The 20,703-nt window shown below is 63.7% G+C and carries 1 protein-coding gene (running past one end of the window); it reads left to right on the top strand.

The features are described from left to right. Positions 1-20,703, top strand: partial view of a beta strand repeat-containing protein gene (locus ACZ5RT_RS11935; RefSeq protein WP_464452599.1) — the 3' portion only. Its footprint begins 9,495 nt before the window's first position; the window shows 20,703 of its 30,198 coding nt (coding positions 9,496-30,198); its start codon lies beyond the left edge, outside the window; it ends in the stop codon at positions 20,701-20,703.

Here is a 20,703-nt window from a genome sequence, read left to right as displayed (position 1 = left end):
GTGAACGGCAGCCCGGTGGGCACCGTGACAGATGACGCACTGGCCGCTGTGCAGGCTGCCATCGACAAGGCCAATAGCGATGCCAGCCCGATTGCTTCGCAGGCAGAACTTGCCGCTGTGGTGCAAAACGCCCTGACGGCTTACCAAAGTGCGCTGTCCGCCATCTCTGGTGCGGCAGAAGGCAACAGTGCCAGCTCGACCACGCCCACCACCAGCCAATACGCCGACACCGGTGTGACCGGTGTAGACAGTGGCAACGTCGCGGCCATCAACAGCACCCTCAACACGGTCCCAGTCAATGGCGCGGCGGTTGACAGTGCCGCTGAGATCCAGCCCATCGTCAACGCCTGGAACGCCATCCTCGCAGAGGCCAATGACCTGGACGCCAACACCGGCGACAGCGTGACTGACACCACGCCCACCATCGACCCCACGGCCGCTCAATACGCCACCGTCGGTGCCAGCATCGGCTTGGCCGCCAACGACGCAGAAAACTTGGCGCTTCTCAACGACATCGTGGGCGCTTCGCAAAAATCCGCTGTTGACAGCGTGGCCGAACTCAATGAGCTGGCCCGCATCGCCAACGCCATCCAGCAAATCGTCGCCGGCGGTGCGCCCAGCCCATCGCTCACGCCAGCCGACTTTGCCAAAGTGGGTCTGGCCAACGTCACGACCGACAACCTCAACACTGTGCGCGCTGCCCTCGCTGCCCAGGCCGACGGCGGCGCAGCCACCGACAGCCTCATCGAGTTGCAAAACATCATCGATGCAGCCACCACCAGCTTCGACTCGGCTTTGACCGAGATCCAGGCTGCCGCCAACAACAACAACGCCACCAGCAGCTCCCCCAGCCAGGCGATCTATACCGCACTGGGTGTGACCGGGGTCACCGCAGACAACCTGGCCGCCATCAACAGCGTGCTCAACACCACGCCCATCACCGGCGCTGAGGTGGAAAACGCGGCCGAAGTTCAGACCATCGTCGACGCCTACAACGCCATCCTGGCCGAGGCCAACGACACCACCGGCGTCGCTGGCGACACCACGCTTGATGCCACGCCAGACGGCGATCCCACTGCCGCGCAATATGCCGCCATTGGAGCCGACATTGGCGCAGCGGCCACCGATGCAGAAAATCTCGCCTTGCTCAACGACATCGTGGGTGCCGCGCAAAAGGCCGATGTCGACACGGTGGGTGAAATCAACGAACTGGCCCGCATCGCCAACGCCATCCAGACGCTGGCCGCCAATGGCACGCCCACCCCGGCGCTCACCGCCGAAGACTTGGCCAAGATCGGCCTGTCGGGCGTGACCGCCGACAACCTGCCAGCCGTGCTCGCGGCCATTGCTGTTCAGACCAATGACGGCACCGCCACAGACTCGCTCAGCGAGTTGCAAGGCATCCTCAACACCGCAATCGCCGCTTACGACACGGCCATCGACACGATCGCCGATTACGCCGAAACCGGCGCCGTAGCGCCTGCCACCACCGACTACGCTGCTGCAGGCGTGACCGGTGTCAGCAGCGCCAACCTGGCCGCCATCAACGACGCGATCAACAGCCAAAACGGCGCAGACAACACCCTGGGCACAGTTGACGACCGCGGCGACGCCGACAGCGCCGCCGAAGTGCAGGCCATCGTCAACGCCTACAACAAGATCATCACTGCAGCCGACGGCAACGACAGCAACGCCCCGGCACAGCCCACTGCGGCCGACTACGCCGCCATTGGCGTGACGGGTATCACCGAAGCCAGTGCGGCGCTGCTGAGCGACGTGGTCAACGGCAAGAGCTACGGCGACATCGACACCGTGGCCGAGGTGCAAGCCCTGGCCAACGCTGCCCAAGCCGTTCTTGGCTACGACGACCCGGCCAGCGATGTGGCTCCGACTGCCGCGCAAATCAACGCGTTGGTGGCCGGTCAGACCACGGGCGGCGCAACCTTGGGCGCAGCCCCGGTCAGCGACGATGCGCTCAAAGCCGTGCAAGCGGCCATCGACGCGGCCAACAGCGATGGCACCGTGATTGCCAACCAGGCTGAACTGGCCGATGTCGTCAAGGCCGCCTTGGACGCCTACGAGCTGGCCATCGACAAGATCGCTGACTACGCCGAAACCGGCGCCGTAGCGCCTGCCACCACCGACTACGCTGCTGCAGGCGTGACCGGTGTCAGCAGCGCCAACCTGGCCGCCATCAACGACGCGATCAACAGCCAAAACGGCGCAGACAACACCCTGGGCACAGTTGACGACCGCGGCGACGCCGACAGCGCCGCCGAAGTGCAGGCCATCGTCAACGCCTACAACAAGATCATCACTGCAGCCGACGGCAACGACAGCAACGCCCCGGCACAGCCCACTGCGGCCGACTACGCCGCCATTGGCGTGACGGGTATCACCGAAGCCAGTGCGGCGCTGCTGAGCGACGTGGTCAACGGCAAGAGCTACGGCGACATCGACACCGTGGCCGAGGTGCAAGCCCTGGCCAACGCTGCCCAAGCCGTTCTTGGCTACGACGACCCGGCCAGCGATGTGGCTCCGACTGCCGCGCAAATCAACGCGTTGGTGGCCGGTCAGACCACGGGCGGCGCAACCTTGGGCGCAGTCCCGGTCAGCGACGATGCGCTCAAAGCCGTGCAAGCGGCCATCGACGCGGCCAACAGCGATGGCACCGTGATTGCCAACCAGGCTGAACTGGCTGCCGTTGTCAAGAGCGCCGTCGACCAGTTCAATGCAGCCCTCAACGCCATTGAAACCGCCGCCCTGAACAACACCGCCACTGCCACCACCCCCACAGTGGCCGACTACACCGACCTGGGTGTGAGCGGTGTCTCCAACACCAACCTGGCCGCCATCAACAGCGTGCTCAACACCGCTGCTGTCAACGATGCGGCTGTCAACACCGCCGCCGAAGTCCAAACCCTGGTCAACACCTACCAAAAAGTCTTCAATGCGGCCGATGGCACCGACAGCAACTCGGGCGCTGCCGCGCCTACCCTGGCCGACTACCAGCTGCTGGGCCTGACCGGCTTGGACAACACCCACGCCGTGTTGCTCAGCGACGTGGTCGACGGTAAGCAAACCAGTGACGTCAACAGCGCCGAGGCTCTGCAAACCTTGGCCACTGCCGTGGCCACCGTTTTCAGCACCACCGCCGACTTGACCGCCACCGCTGACCAAATCAACGCACTCGTGGCGGGCCAAACGCCCACGGGCGCTAGCACGCCGCTGGGTGCCAGCGTTGTCACCGACGAAGCCTTGCTGGCCGTGCGCAACGCCATCCATGCCGCCAACAACGACGGCACACCCTTGGCCACCCAGCAAGAGCTGGCGGACTTGGTTCAAGCTGCGCTGTCCGCCTACAACGCAGCAGCCGACAAGCTGGCCGCTTACGCACAAGACGACGGCGCTGCTGCCGCCAGCAACGCCAGCCTCACGCCCGTGCTGGGCGACTACATCGCCCTCGGCGTCACCGGTATCGGCGGTGCAGGTCAGCCCTCTGTGGCCACCATCAACAGCGCCCTGGCAGACCCGGACATCATCGGCACCGAAGCCGACCAGCGCACCGAAGTGCAGGCCATCGTGGATGCTTATGCTGCCATCTTGCAAAGCGCAGACGGCACGGCCAACAACGATGCCGCCAACCCCACCCAAGCCCAATACGCCGCCATTGGGGTCAACGGTGTTGATACCGCGCAAGAAGAAGGTTTGCTCGGCGACGTGCTGGACGCCAAAGCCAGCACCGACGTCGACACGGTGCCCAAAGTGCAAGCCCTGGCTGACGCTGTGCAGGCCGTCATGGCAGGCACAGCGACCAAGGCCCAACTCGAAGCGCTGGGCATCACCGGCGTGACCGATGCGAACCTGAGCAGCGTGCAAGCCGCACTGGCCGCTGCTGCCGACGCGACCGAACTCAACAGCCAAAGCGGTGTGCAAGCCGTGGTGAGTGCTGCGATCGCTGCGGCCAACAAGATCGCCGCTTACGCCCAAGACAATGGTGCAGACCTGGTCACCAACCCCGCGCCCACCACCGCCGACTACGACGCCTTGGGCGTGACCGGTGTGACCGACGCCAATGTGGCCGCCATCAACAGTGCCCTGGCCGATGCCGACATCACCGGCGCACTGGCCGACACGGCAGCCGAAGTGCAAGCCATCGTCAACGCCTACGTTGCCATCCTGGCCGAAGCCAATGGCACCACGGCCGATGCCAACGCCCAAGATCCGTCTGCCGCGCAGTACGCCGCCATTGGCGTCAACGGTGTGGACGCTGGTGCAGAAGAGGCCCTGCTGGGCGATGTGATCGGCACCAAAACAACTGGCGAAGTGGACAGCGTCACCGAAGTGCAAGCCCTGGCCGACGCGGTGGCCGCTGTGGTGGCCTACACCGCAGGCACCAGCCAGACCGCGCCGAGCGAGGCGCAGCTGGATCTGCTGGTCACCGGTGTCAGCCCTGGCAATCTGGCCGCTGTGCAAGCCGCCATTGCCGCCGCCAACGCCGACGGCACGCCGATTGCTACCCAGGCCGAATTGCAAGCCATCGTCGATGGCGCGGCCACCACACAAGCCAACGCTCTGGCCGCCATCGAAGCCGCTGCGCAAGCCAACAATGCGACCGCGACCAGCCCGAGCGTGGTGCAGTACGCCGCTGCCGGTGCCATTGGGGTGACAGCTGATAATTTGGCCGCCATCAACAGCGCTTTGAACGATGCCGACATCACCGGCGCACTGGCCGACACGGCAGCCGAAGTGCAAACTATCGTCAACGCCTACGCCACCATCCTGGCCGAAGCCAATGGCACCACGGCCGATGCCAACACCCAAGATCCGTCTGCCGCCCAATACGCAGCCATTGGCGTCAACGGTGTGGACGCTGGTGCAGAAGAGGCCCTGCTGGGCGATGTGATCGGCACCAAAACAACTGGCGAAGTGGACAGCGTCACCGAAGTGCAAGCCCTGGCCGACGCGGTGGCCGCTGTGGTGGCCTACACCGCAGGAACCAGCCAGACCGCGCCGAGCGAGGCGCAGCTGAATCTGCTGGTCACCGGTGTCAGCCCTGGCAATCTGGCCGCTGTGCAAGCCGCCATTGCCGCCGCCAACGCCGACGGCACGCCGATTGCTACCCAGGCCGAATTGCAAGCCATCGTCGATGGCGCGGCCACCACACAAGCCAACGCTCTGGCCGCCATCGAAGCCGCTGCGCAAGCCAACAATGCGACCGCGACCAGCCCGAGCGTGGTGCAGTACGCCGCTGCCGGTGCTGTGGGTGTGACCAGCGCCAACCTTGCTTCCATCAACGACGCTCTCAACGACCTGGATGTGACGGGCGAGCTGGCCAACACCACCGCCGAAGTACAGGCCATTGTTGACGGCTTCAACGCCATCTTGGCGGCTGCCGACGGCACCGGTAACAACGCCGCCAACCCAAGCCAAGCCAACTACAGCGCCATTGGTGTGACGGGTGTGGACACGGCCGAGGAAGTGAGCCTGCTCGGTGACGTGCTGGACGCGAAGGCACGCACCGCGGCCGACGAAGTCGCAGAAGTGCAAGCCCTGGCCGCCGCCGTGCAAGCCGTCATGGACGGCACAGCGACCAAGGCCCAACTCGAAGCGCTGGGCATCACCGGCGTGACCGATGCGAACCTGAGCAGTGTGCAAGCCGCACTGGCGGCGGCCGATGACGCCACCGAGTTGAACACCCAAGCAGGCGTGCAAGCCGTGGTGAGTGCCGCCATTGCCGCAGCCAACAAAATTGCGGCCTATGCGCAGGACAACGGCGCAGACCTGGTCACCAACCCCGCGCCCACCACCGCCGACTACGACGCCTTGGGTGTGACCGGCGTGACCGACGCCAATGTGGCCGCCATCAACAGTGCCCTGGCCGATGCCGACATCACCGGCGCACTGGCCGACACGGCAGCCGAAGTGCAAGCCATCGTCAACGCCTACGCCGCCATCCTGGCCGAAGCCAATGGCACCACGGCCGATGCCAACGCCCAAGATCCATCTGCCGCGCAGTACGCCGCCATTGGCGTCAACGGTGTGGACGCTGGTGCAGAAGAGGCCCTGCTGGGCGATGTGATCGGCACCAAAACAACTGGCGAAGTGGACAGCGTCACCGAAGTGCAAGCCCTGGCCACCGCCGTGCAAGCCGTCATGGACGGCATAGCGACCCAAGCCCAACTCGAAGCGCTGGGCGTCACCGGCGTGACCCCAGAAAACCTGAGCAGTGTGCAAGCCGCACTGGCGGCGGCCGATGACGCCACCGAGTTGAACACCCAAGCAGGCGTGCAAGCCGTGGTGAGTGCCGCCATTGCCGCAGCCAACAAAATTGCGGCCTATGCACAGGACAACGGCGCAGACCTGGTCACCAACCCCGCACCCACCACCGCCGACTACGACGCCTTGGGCGTGACCGGTGTGACCGACGCCAATGTGGCCGCCATCAACAGTGCCCTGGCCGATGCCGACATCACCGGCGCACTGGCCGACACGGCAGCCGAAGTGCAAGCCATCGTCAACGCCTACGTTGCCATCCTGGCCGAAGCCAATGGCACCACGGCCGATGCCAACGCCCAAGATCCGTCTGCCGCGCAGTACGCCGCCATTGGCGTCAACGGTGTGGACGCTGGTGCAGAAGAGGCCCTGTTGGGCGATGTGATCGGGACCAAAACCACGGGCGACGTGGACAGCGTGACAGAAGTGCAAGCTCTGGCCACCGCCGTGCAAGCCGTCATGGACGGCAACGCCACCCAAGCGCAACTGGAATTGCTTGGCATCACGGGTGTGACAGTCGACAACCTGCCTGCTGTGCAGGCCGCGCTGGTGGCGGCCAACGACGCCACGCAGCTCAACACCCAAGCGGGTGTGCAAGCCGTGGTCGCCGCAGCCATCGCCGCGCAAACTGCTGCGCTAGACACCATCAGTGCTTACGCTGAAAACAACACCAGCGGCCTGGTCAGCGCCACCGGCACGGCACCCACCACCACCGACTTCAACAGCGCAGGTGTCAGCGGTGTCAGCTCTGGCAACGTTGTCGCCATACAAGACGCCTTGGCCAGCGCTGCCGTCAATGGCGAAGCCGCCAACACCACGGGTGAAGTGCAGGTCATCGTCGACGCCTACAACGCCATCTTGGCCGAGGCCAACGGCGCTGCTGGAGATGCCAACGGCCAAGATCCTTCCGCCGCGCAATACGCTGCGATCGGTGCCACCCTCGGCGACGCTGCAACCGATGTGCAAAACCTGGCTTTGCTCAACGACATCGTAGGGGCATTGCAAGCGGTGGACGTGGACACCATCGCCGAGATCAACGAGCTGGCCCGCATCGCCAACGCCATCCAGACGGTGGCCAATGACGGTACAGCCAGTCCAGCGCTCACTGTGGCCGACCTCACCAAGATCGGCCTGAACACCACCGGCGTCACGGCCAACAATCTGCCCACATTGCTGGCGGCCATTGCTGCCAAAACCAACGACGGTTCCGAGACCGACAGCCTGAGCGAACTGCAAGCGCTGATCGACGCACTTGACAAGACCGCCCCGACCACACCGACTCTCGCCTTGGGTACGGGCGTGAGCAATGGGGCCACCAGCGCTGAGGCCACAGCTGTCACAGGTGCGGTCACTGTGACCGCCGAGGCGGGCGCCGCCGTGACCTTGACCTTCACCGATGCAGACGGCTCCACCTTCACCAAGACCGTCACTGGCACAGGCAGTGCGCAGTCTGTCCAGTTGTCGGCCAGCGATCTCGGTGCGGGCGCCAACCAGTTGAGCGACGGTGCCATCACTGTTAGCGCAGTGGCCACCGACAGCGCCGGCAACACCAGCAGTGCAGGCAGCACCAGCTTCACACTCGACACCGGCGTGCCCAACGCGCCTACCAGCGTCACCGTCAAAGACACCGACGGCGACGGCAAGCCCACCATCAGTGGCACCGCCGAGCCGGGCAGCACCGTCACCATCACCGACCCTGCCGGTGTGACCCACACCACCACGGCCGATGCCACCACCGGTGCCTTCAGCCTCGAATTGGCCGCAGCGCCCAGCCCGCTGACCGGCAGCTACAGCGCCACGGCCACCGATGCCGCAGGCAACACCGGCCCGGCCACCACGGTCAACACGACCGACCTGACCGCACCAGCTGCCCCCACCAGCGTCACCGTCAAAGACACCGACGGCGACGGCAAGCCCACCATCAGCGGCACCGCCGAGCCGGGCAGCACCGTCACCATCACCGACCCTGCCGGTGTGACCCACACCACCATGGCCGATGCCACCACCGGTGCCTTCAGCCTCGAATTGGCCGCAGCGCCCAGCCCGCTGACCGGCAGCTACAGCGTCACGGCCACCGACGCCGCTGGCAACACCGGTCCGGCCACCACGGTCACCACGACCGACCTGACCGCGCCCACCACGCCCACACTGGCACTGGGCACGGGCGTGAGCGACGGTGCCAACCTGGCCGAAGCCACAGCACCCACTGGCGCGGTCACTGTGACCGCCGAGGCCGGCGCCACCGTGACCGTGACCTTCACCGATGCAGACGGCTCCACCGTCACCAAGACCGTCATTGGCACAGGCAGTGCGCAGTCTGTCCAGTTGTCGGCCAGCGATCTCGGTGCGGGCGCCAGCCAGTTGAGCGACGGTGCCATCACCGTCAGCGCAGTGGCCACCGACACCTCAGGCAACACCAGCAGCGCAGGCAGCACCAGCTTCACGCTGGACGCCACAGCGCCCAGCGCCGCCACCAGCGTCACCGTCACCCCCAGTGGCGGCACTGTCGTGGCCAACACGCTCAACAGCACCAACACCGCGTTGGACATCACCGCCAGCATCACTGCTGAACAAGCCACGGGCGGCAAGGCCGAGTTCTATGTGAACGGCACCCTCGTGGGCACCGACGCTGACATCGGGTCAGGGGACACCAGCGTCAGCTTCACCACCAGCGACGGTTCGCCCTCCACCAGCGAGTTGCAGGCCGCCATCACGGCAGGCGGTGTGGTCAGCGTCAAGCTCTACGACGCTGCGGGCAACGTGGTCAACACCAACGGCCCCACGCTGGTGCGCGATGTGACCCGTCCTGATCAGATGGTCAGCTACTCCAGCATGACCAAGGACACCAGCACGGGCACAGCGACCGCCGACTGGACCACGTCCGACGCCAGCGCCGGCCGTCTGGTCTCGGGCACCGTGAGCGCAGCGCTGGCTGCAAGTGAACAGGTCGCCGTCTACACCGACAACGGCGCCACCTTCATCGGTTACGCCACGCTCAACGCCGCCCGCACCGTCTGGGCCATCACCGACACCAACGGCTACAGCGGCAGCTGGACCTATACCGCCAAAGTGGTGGACGCCGCAGGCAACAGTGGCCCTGTGCAGACGCAGGTCGTCAACGCCGACCTGAGCGCGTTAGCCCCCCAGATCACCAGCGTCAAAGACAGCGCCGGCACCAGTATCAGCTCGGGCGGCAGCACCGCCAACACGGTCACCACCGTCACCGGCAACAGCGAAGCCAACGCCACGGTTTACGTGTACGACAGCACCGGAAGCAACCTGGTGGCCACCACCACGGCCAACGGCAGTGGCGAATGGACAGCCACCATCGCAGCGCCCACGGCAGGCGCCCACACCTTCTCGGCGGTGCAAGTGGACACGGCGGGTAACCAGAGCGTGTACTCCACTCTTTGGACTGTGACCAGTTCATCCGGCGCCACCCAGCTCAGCAACGGCGACTTCAGCACCGATGCACTGAGCGGCTTTACCGCGCCTGGTGTGACCTGGGTTGACAACGTCAACTACGACGTCGCGACCAGTAATGCTGGCATTGGCTCACCCGTCCTGAACACAGGCATCACCAATACCACGACCTCAGGCACGGCTACAAACATCAGCTGGACCAAGAAGGCCATTGCCGCTGTGGCCAACCCTGACGGGACCATGGCTGGAAACGTGCTAATGGCGAACATTGCCAGCAGCACCAAGGCCGTGTTCTGGCAGACCACGGCCCAGGTGGAAGCGGGTAAGACCTACACCTTCAAGCTCGACTATGCCACCAACCTGGGTGATGGCACTGCGGGTGGCGGAAGTTTGGGTACGGATGTGGACGGCACTTCGCTGACCATCTACAACGTCAACAACAAGGAGAGCGGTCACTACACCGTCGTCTATACCGCCACCAGCACCAAGACCATCACCCTGTCGCTTTGGGGAACCAACCTCAACACAGGTGCCCCACAGTCGTATGGCGATGTGATTGTCGACAACGTTTCCTTCGCCACCAATGCACCAGCCACCAACGGCACGCTCGTGGCGAACAGCATGCCCAACGGCGTGACCGCCGGCAACGACGCCGCCCTCACTTACACCAAAGACGCACTTGATTCGGTTGCGGGCAATGACACCATCACGGCCAATACAGCCACAGCACTGCAAAGCGTCCTCGCTTCAGGCGGTCGCATCGACGGCGGCGCCGGGGTGGACACCCTCAAGCTCGCTGCAGGCACCCAACTGGACGTGACGGCCATCACCAGCAACCAGACGGTCAAGCCTATTCAGGAGGTTGAAGTCTTCGAGATGCAGGGCGGCAGCAGCAAGCTGACCTTGTCGGCCAACAGCGTGCTGTCTCTGGGCAGTGCCAACCTTTCGGGTTACGACTTCACCTCGGTGAGCAATGCCCAAAACGGCGCCACCAGCAGCGCGGGCAAAGTCCAGTTCGTGGTCAACGGCCAAGTGGGCGACAGCCTGGTGCTCAACGAGCTCGCGACCGACGGCTTCAGCAGCAACAGCGTGCTGGGCAACACCGGCCTGGCCGGTGTCTGGACCTACAAGGGCGACGTCGTCAAGAACAGTATCACCTACAAGGTCTATGACCACAGCACCACCCAGGCGCAGGCCTTGGTCGACAACGACGTGAACGTCAGCTTTACCGACACCACGCCGCCCACCGCCACCATCACGCTGAGCGACACCGTGCTGGCGGCCAACGAGACAGCCACCGCCACCATCACCTTCAGCGAAGCCGTCACCGGCCTCACGGCGGGCGACTTCGTGGTCGAAAACGGCACGCTTGGCACCCCTGTCAGCACCGACGGTGGCATCACCTGGACGGCCACCTTCACGCCCAATTCGACCGTGGAAGACAGCACCAATGTGATCAAGCTCAATGCCAGCGCTGTGACCGATGCGGCAGGCAACGCCAACGCGCTGGTCACCTCGGGCAATTACGCGGTCGACACCCAGTCCACCGGCGCACCAACCTTGAGCGTGACCGAAGCCTTGCAAGGTGGGATCAACGCCACCAAGGCCACCGATGGTGTGCAAACCACTGTCGACTTGCCTGCGGGAACTTTGGCTGGTGATGTGATCACTCTCACTGTCACTGACCCCAGCGGCGATCTGCGTCAATTCGTGTACACCGTGCTGCCGGCAGACGTGACCAACGGCACCGCGCCGGTCACCATTCCGACCAGTGCCATTGACGAAGACGGCAACTACACCGTCGTGGCCACCGTGACCGACGCAGTGGGCAACATCAGCCCGACCAGCACCACCAGCACCACCAGCATATTTGCGCTAAACCGTAGCCTGCAGGCACCCATTTTGTCGCTGTCCAGCGACAGCGGCTGGCTGGCCATTGACGGCATTACCGCCGATGGCACCATCAACGTCAGTGGTTTGGTCGGTGGTGCCACCTGGCAGTACAGCACCGACAACGGCCAGACCTGGGCCACCGGCTCCGGCACCAGCTTCGTGCTGCCCCAGGGCCAGTACAGCGCCGGCAGCATCCAGGTGCGCCAGACGCTGAGCGGCGTCATCAGCGACAGCGCCCAGCTCGGCTACAGCACCGAGCAGCAAGTGCCGGTCCACACTCTCAACGCCCAGACCGACGCCAAGGTCGTCCAGCTCGACAACGGCAACACCCTGGTCGTCTACTACCGGGGCACCGGCACGAACGACACCTACACCGTGGGCCGCCTCTATGACGCCAAGGGCCTGCCCCTGGGTGGCAGCTTTGTCATCAGCCAGACGGGTATCCTGCCCGACGTCACGGCGGTGCCCGGCGGTGCCTTCGTGGCCACCGAAGTGGAAACCGGCGGCGTGGCCGGCGTGTTCATTGGCAACACGGGCAGCGTCACCGTGCCGCAATTCAACGTGGCCAATGCGGGCAGCAACGTTCAGACCACCACCCTGAGCAATGGCGATGTGGCCGTGGTCTGGCGTGTAGACAACGCCGGCACCAGCACGGTCTGGGGCAGCGTCTACGGCGCCAACGGCAGCCTCAAGACCAGCGCCACCCAGCTGGCCAGCTTCACTGCCTCCGGTCCGATCAACGGCACCTATGGCGCCAACCGCGACCTCGACATCGCGGCCGGCACCAACGGCAAGCTCATCGTCACCTGGCAAGCTCTGGGTGACGGCGACGGCACCGGCGTGTACGCGCAGACTTTCAACGCCAACCTCAGCGCGTCCAACAGCGCCGCCCAGGTCAGCACCGTCAGCACCAACAACCAGGTGCAGCCGGCCATCAGCACCCACACCGACGGCTCGTATGTCGTCTCGTGGATGTCCTGGGGCCAGGACGGCATGTCTCTGGCGCAGAACCTGCGCATCTTCAACGCCGACGGCAGCGCCCGCACCGGCGAGATTCCGGTCTACACCCGCTCCGCGGGTGGCTACGAAGGCTACGGCGACGTCACCTTCCTGAGCGACGGGCGCATCGTTGCCATCTGGGCCGAATACGACATGGCCGGCAACAAAGGCTATGACCTCAAGGGCCAGATTTTCAGCAACACCGGCACGCCGCTGGGCAGTGCCCTCAACGTCAACACCGACACCGCCAACTGGCAATGGTTCGCCAGCGTCGTGCCCAAGGCCGACGGCGGCTTTGCCGTCACCTGGACATACGGTGACCAATACCTCGGCGACTACACCGTTCATGCCCAGCAGTTCGACGCCAACGGCAACAAGACCGGCGGCCTCTGGATTGACACCACAGCCCCGACCAACCCGGGCAGTGCACCGCAGAACTTCGTCGACAACGTTGGCACCATCCAGAATGCGGCCAGCACTGCATCCGTCACCGACGACACCACGCCGGTTCTGAACATCGGCGCTGGTCAGTCCGACCTGCCCAGCCTGTATGTCGATGGTGTCAAGGTCGCTGCCACCTACGACCCGCTGACCGGCCTCCTCACGCCCAACAGCCCGCTGTCCAGCGGTGAGTATGCCCTGACGTACACGCTCACCGACGCTGCCGGCAACGAAAGCGGCAAGAGCCCGGCACTGACCGTCACGGTCGACACCACCGTCTCCAGCCCCAGCCTGGTCACCACCAGCATCAACGACAACTACGGCTTGCAGACCGGCACGGTGGCTAAAGGCGGCACCACCGACGACCTCACGCCCACCGTCATCGGCATGCTGGGCGGGGCCACTGCCGGCACCGCGCTGGCCAGCGACGAAAGCTTGGTCGTCTACCGCTCGCCCGACATGACCGGTGCCGTCAGCCAGACCCAGGTTAACAACGCCCCAGGCCAGATTGCCAGTGGCTACAGCAAGCTCACCTACAACGTCATTGACGGTGGCTACGCGGCCAACATCTACCTGCCCACGGCCCCCAACGCCGGCGACATCGTCGAAGTGGTCCGCACCTCCACCTACAGCTTCAGCGTCTACAGCGGCAGCACCCTGCTGACTAAGCCCAAGATGAATGAAAGCGTGTACTACCAGTGGGACGGCAGCAGCTGGGTCAACGCGCTCGTCAAGGTCGGCAACGCCACCGTGACAGTGAACGCCGGCGGGCAGTCCACCTGGACCATTGACGACGCCACCAACACCACGGCCTACAACACCCAGGTCCGCTACCTGGCCCGCGTGGAAGACATAGCCGGCAACATCGGCTCGGCGGCCCTGGAGTACAAGATCGGCCTGCAGGCTGATGCCAACACCGCACCCAATGTGCTGCAAAGCAGCATCAGCAGCCCGCTGGCCGCGCTGTCGGTGTCACAGGTCAGCATCACCGACAACGTGAGCGCCAGCAGCGCCGCCAACAGCAGCGACGTGACTTTCACCTTCACCTTCAACGAGGCGGTGAGCGGCTTCACGGCCGATGACGTGAGCATCAGCGCCGGCACCAAGGGCGCTTTCACCAAGGTGTCTGACACCCAGTACACCCTGGTCGTGACCGCACCGTCCACCGGCAGCGATGCCATCGGCGTGAGCGTGGCCGGCGGCAGTTACACCAGCGTCAGCACCGGCGTGGCCGGGCAGGGCGCAACGGCTACGCAGTACTTCGGTGCAGCGCCTGCGCCCGCAGGCACGGATGTCCTCACGGCTGGCAGCCCTTACCTCACTTATGCAGCGCATTACCAGGTGGGCGACAAGACCTATATCGTCCAACGCAACAGCACACAGTGGACTGCTGGCGGAGTGCCGGAAAATTCTTTGACCACGGGCGCCGTGAGCGTGGTGGATTCGGCCACCGGGGCCATCCTGTCCACCAATGTGTCCAGCGACACCCTGACCAGCGGCTGGGGCGACAAGACGGCAGGCGTCAGCCTCAGCCCTGACAGCCTGGGCAACTTCTACATCACTGGTGCCCGTAACATCGATGGCAAGATCAACAACGGCACCCTCACGCTCACGCGTGTGAGTGCCAACGGTGTACCGCAAACGCCCATCAACTACAGCGGCATCACCGGCGTGTACATGACGTCCAACTGGTTGATCGACGACAACACCCTGGCCGTCGTTTACACCAACGACACCACCGTTTTTTCGCTCAAGGTCAATGCCAGCACGGGCGCCATTCTGGAAGGGCCGACAGTCCTCACCGGAGGGTTCAGCTTCTACAGCAACCTGAACCCGGTCCTGCTGGCTGACGGCAGTGTTGTGCTCACCCTCGAAGGGGACTTTGACCGCTACGTCAAGCTGATGCACTTTGCGCCAGGCAGTCTCACACCCGTCAGTTTCGATCTGGACTTTGTCTACAGCACCGGCAACATTCAGACCACCTTGCTCAGCAACGGCAAGCTGGCGGTTCTGGGCAGTGGCGTGGATGCCTTCTCCGGCGAAGCGCTCATACTGATGCTGGTCAATCCGCTCACCCAAAGCGTGGACAACCTGTTCGAGTACCGGATTTCCAATGTGGTGCCTGCGGGCTACACCTACCAATACAGCTTCCCGAATGATGTGGTGCAGCTCAAGGACGGCAGCATCGTCATCGTGGCGATCGCGACCGTCAATGCCACGGGCAAGTACGGTGTGTTCGCCATGATCGTCAACCCGGACGGCAGCGTGAAAGTGCCCTTCTTCATGGTGGACGAGGCTTCGTCTTCGTACCAAGATAGTCTGGAAAGCATCAGCCTGCTGGCGCTGGACAACGGCGGTTTCCAGGTCAGCTACCAGGACGAGGTGGCCAACCGCACATACAACAGTGAGCACAGCCTCAAGGTGATGAACTTTGGCCCGACCGGTGCCATCGTGCAGACCGGTGGTGCCTCCAACGCCACCGACACCTTGACGGGCGGCGACCTGGACGACACCTTCACCGCCAATGGCGGCGCCGACCGCATCCTGGCTGGCGCGGGCAACGACACCGTCATCATCAACAACGACAACCTCATCCAACTGGGCAACAGCAACACCATGCTGCTGGGCGGCGGCACGGGCATCAACACGCTCACGCTGTCCACCACTTCGGCCGGCACGCTCGACCTGACCAGCGCCACCGTGGCGTCCAATGTCGGCAACTTTGGTGTGTTCAACCTCGGCGGCAGCACCGGCGTGGTCAACACGCTCAAGCTCGACCCCGCCGCCGTGGCCCGCATGGGCCAGCAAGTGACCGACAACGCCAACACCATGGCCAACGAGGCCAAGATGGTGGTCGTCAACGGTGACGGCGGTGCCACACCCGATGCCCTGCAACTGGTGGGCAGCTGGACGCAAGGCGCCACCGCCAGCGGTGCCAGCCTGGCCGCCAGCTACGGCAGCGCCTGGGGCTTTGTCAGCGGCACCAACTACGTGGCCTACAGCTACCAGGGTGCCACCGTGTTCGTGGCCAGCGGCGTGAGCGTGAGCAACAACGCCACCCCCACAGCCGGCGCAGCCGCCACCCTGACCGACGCCGCCACCGTGGCCAGCCTGTTCGAAGTCGCCTTCAGCGACGCCAACGCCGGCCAGACCCTCAAGGGCGTGGTCGTCACCGGCAACAGTGCCGGCTACGAATGGTTCAACGGCAGCAGCTGGACGGCGCTGCCCAGCAGCACCGGCGACTCGGCCGCCGTGTTCCTGGCCGCCGATACCCTGGTGCGCTACAACGGACCAGCCACCCCCGGCGCGCTGACCGTGCGCCTGGTGGACGACTCCGGCGCCAGCGGCTCGGCCAGCCTGGTCAACGGCAGCGTGGTCAACGTGACCACCAACGGCGGCAGCACCGCCTACAGTGGCACCACCAGCCAGCTGGTGATCGACACCACCGCGCCCACCGGCACCACCGTGGCCAGCTACACCGACAACGTGGGCAGTGCCACCGGCAACTTTGCCAGCGGCAGCACCACCGACGACACCACGCCCACCTTCAAGGGCACGGCCGAGGCAAACAGCAGCATCAAGCTCTACAACGGCAGCACGCTGCTGGGCGAGACGCTGACCAACAGCAGCGGCCAGTGGAGCTACACCCCCACCACGCCGCTGGCACAGGGCAGCTACAGCGTCAAGGCGGTGGCCACCGACACGGCCGGCAACGTCAGCGCGCAGAGCAACACCTTCAGCGTGACGGTGGACACGAACGATGCGCCGGTGATTCAGAGCACCAGCCTGACCACCAGCAGCGCAGGTCAGATGGTGAGCTGGATGAACGATGTTGGGAGCTTGAGGAAATTGACCTTTGGCGATGTTTACACCATTGACAAGAGCAGTTACCGCATGACCACGCAAACGGTCAACACCAACACATCGAATTCGGATCAAGGACTGAAAAATCTGGGAACAGATGACAGATCTGTCTATGTGGCTCCTGGTGAATCGTTCTCAACCAACTCGAGCCTAATGGTTGAAGGTGGAACGGGTCCAGAATTGTCCAGAACCAATTTCAAGTTTTACGAGACCAACAGCAATATCCTCAAGGAGGTCGGAAACGTCAGGTTCAGAATCAACGACATTGATACAGCTCAATGGCAAGACATCGTCCGGGTTTCGGCATTTGATGCAGCGGGCAACAGGATTAACCTGTCGGAAAATAACTTCTCAACGGGTAGTGAATACTTCACGTTCACTGTGAATGCCGATGGATCTGTCACCCTGATAAGCAACACAGATAGTTCCACTGATTCTTACCGTGGTTCGGTGTTGGTCAGCATCAGCGGAAAAGTACACAACGTACAGATCGAACATGCCAACTCCCCTTCAGCCACCATCGGTCCATTCGTTTTGATCTCTGATGTGCAGGTGGGCGCATACAACGTGACCGATACAAACGGGGTCACCCTTTTCAGTCTTGTGCAGGCCAACGACAGCCTCGACACGAATGGCGCAGTCACCGGTTACGCCATCACCGGCGCGGGCAGCAACAACGGCAGCTACTGGCAGTACTACAACGGCAGCAGCTGGGTCAACATCACCAGCGCCAGCGTCAGCTCGGCCCTGTACCTGGGCAAGGACACCCTGGTGCGCTGGGGGGGCAGCGCCAGCGCCTACGCCAGCCTGAGCGTGGTGGCGGTGGACAACACCGGCACCGACAACACCGGCGGCACGCTCGACCAAGCCGAGCGCATCAACGTCAGCATCCGCGGTGGCGAGACGGCGTTCAGCCAGGAAGTGGCCACGCTGCAGGGCGAGCTGCCCCCCGTGACTGACTTCTCCTTCAACACCCCCGATTCCATCAACGAGGGCACTGTGCTGGTGGGCACGGTCACTTTGAGTGGCGCCAACGGCAACAGTGCACTGGCCTACAGCATCAGCGGCAGTGCAGGTCTCACCTCTGCTGACTACGCCAGTGCCATTTTCAGCGATGGCGTGACGCTCAACGCGAATGGCACCTTGAACGTGCCCGCCGGTGTGACGAGCTTCACCATCTCGCTGCCCATCGTGGCCGACAAGCTGACCGAAGGGGCCGAGACCTTGACCATGACGGTGGGCACGATCAGCCAGCCGGTCACGATCAACGACACCTCGGTGCCCCTGACGCCCACCAACCTGACGAGCACGGCCATCACCAACGGGGGCTACAACATATCGTATGCGGGTGATGTGAACGGTGACGGCATCGATGACTTCATCGTGTCGGCTTACCCTGACCAGACTCTGGCCGACACCAAAGCCTATGTGGTGTTTGGCAATTCAGGCAACCTCATGCCGCTGGACTTGGCCACCATGTCAGCGTCCCAGGGCTTTGCCATCAACGATGCCGGAGGTGGCACGAATGTGGTGCACTATGCGGGTGACCTCAACGGTGACGGCTTGTCCGACCTGATTGTTGGTCGGCCCGTTGAGGGGAGCCAGAGCGGTGCTGTTTATGTGGTGTATGGCAAGTCTGATGGCGCCACAGTGACCATTGGCTCCAGCATGGGCACATCCGGATTCATGATCGACGACAAAATCGGGGCGGAAAAGTTTGGCAGTGACGTCTCTACTGCAGGTGACTTCAACGGTGACGGCATGGCCGATCTGCTGGTAGGGGCGGGCGGTGGTGCCAGAGCCTATGTCATCTACAGCAACACGATCCAGGCCGGCACCTACACCAGCTTCAGCGATCTGACCAGTGCAGGTGCCCTGGGATTGGCCATCCACAACGGAGGCGCTGACTTTGGCAATTCGGTCACCAATCTGGGTGACATTAACGGTGACGGCCTGTCGGATGTGCTGATCGGTGGTTACGGGAGTATCAACCAGGGCATGGACTACGTGGTGTTCGGGCGAACCGAGACGGGCAGCCTCAACATTTCCAATCTTGGAACAGGTGGGTTCAAAATCCTGGGCAATGCGAACGCAGACTACGCTTACCAGGTGGCTGGCGCGGGCGACGTCAACGGCGACGGCATCGCCGACTTCATCGTCGGTGCACGCGGGGCCAATGCGGCCTATGTGGTGTTCGGCAGCCCTTCGCTGGCGGGCACCACGGTCAACGTTACGAGCGTTGGCAGCACCGTTGCTGGCTTCAAGATCAGCGCCAGCGCGGGAAGTTTCGGCAATGACGTGTCGTATGCGGGCGACCTCAACGGCGACGGCCTGGCCGATGTGGTGGTGGGGGCCAACAACGCCAACGCCAACGGCTCCACTTCGGGCAGCGCTTATGTGGTCTACGGCAAGGCCAACAACACCACCGTGCAGGCCACCGATCTGGCCAATGGCAACGGCGGCTTTGTGATCAACGGCCCCAGCGCAACCAGCCAGCTCGGTTATAGCGTGTCCAACGGCGGTGACCTGAACGGCGACGGCTACGATGACTTGCTGGTCGCGGCCAAAGGTGTGGGCGCCTATGGCAACACCTACATCGTCTATGGGGGCCAGAAGTACGTGTCTGGCTACGTTGCCATGGGTACCGGCACTGCGTTCGACGAACAAGTGGTGGGCACCGCAGGCGCTGACACCTTGGAGGGCGGTGGTGGTGTGGACCGTTTTGACGCAGGCGGTGGCAACGATACCGTCGTTCTGATCGACAGCGACGTGACCAACCTGGCCAACCCAAGCACAAGTTCGCCCAAGGCCTATGTAGACGGCGGTGCAGGCTACGACACACTGCGACTGAGTGTTGGTGCAAGTCTGGACCTGACGGCCATCACCAATATCGACAGCATGGGTGGCATGGGCATCAGCCGCATCAACAGTATTGAGCGCATCGACCTGGACGGCACCAATGGCCAGGCCAACACGCTGACGCTCACAGCGCGTGATGTGAACGACATGGTCGGCCGCATGAACACCATCCACCTGGGCCTGAGCGAAGACGGCCGCACCTGGAGCAGCGGCACTTACACGCTGCAAAGCACCATGGGCTATAACCAGCTGGTGGTGGAGGGGGGTAGCACCGATGTGCTCAACCTCAAGGGAACCAATGGCGTGTGGGCACTGAGCGGCACGGTCAGCGTTGGCAGCATCACCTACAACGTTTACACCAACGAGCCCACGATGTCACAGGTGTTCGTGACGAGCGGCGTGAGCGTGGGCATGAACGTGGCCCCCATCGTGTTCGACCTGAACGGCGACGGCACGATCAGCTACACGCATCAGCTGATGGACGTGAACATCGATGGCCAGCTGGACTTCAGCGCCTGGGCGGCTCGCGAGGACGGTGTGCTGGTTTGGAACAAGTTTGGCAACGGCCAGGTGCATGACCAGAGCCAGTACGCCTTCACACTGTACGGCGGCAACACCGACCTGGAAGGCCTGCGCATGGGCTTTGACAGCAACGGCGACGGCGTGCTGAACGCGCAGGACGCGAAGTTTGCCGAGTTCGGTGTCTGGCAAGACGCCAACGGCAACGGCGTGAGTGATGTGGGCGAACTGCGTGATTTACTTGATTGGGGCATTCAAGAGATCAACCTGGAAAGCGATGGTGTGCAGCGTGAGCCTGCCATCGGCGTGATCGAGGCCGGCCGCACCACGGCCACGGCCTCCGATGGCTCCAGCGTCTTGGTGTCGGATGCAGCATTCGAATACACAACGTTGACCCAACAGCAGTTGCACGCTTACCAGGTGCTGTGA

The sequence above is a fragment of the Limnohabitans sp. TEGF003 genome (assembly GCF_055395455.1).
The sequence above is the reverse complement of the archived record's forward strand: the minus strand, read 5'-3'. Positions and strand labels throughout refer to the sequence as shown.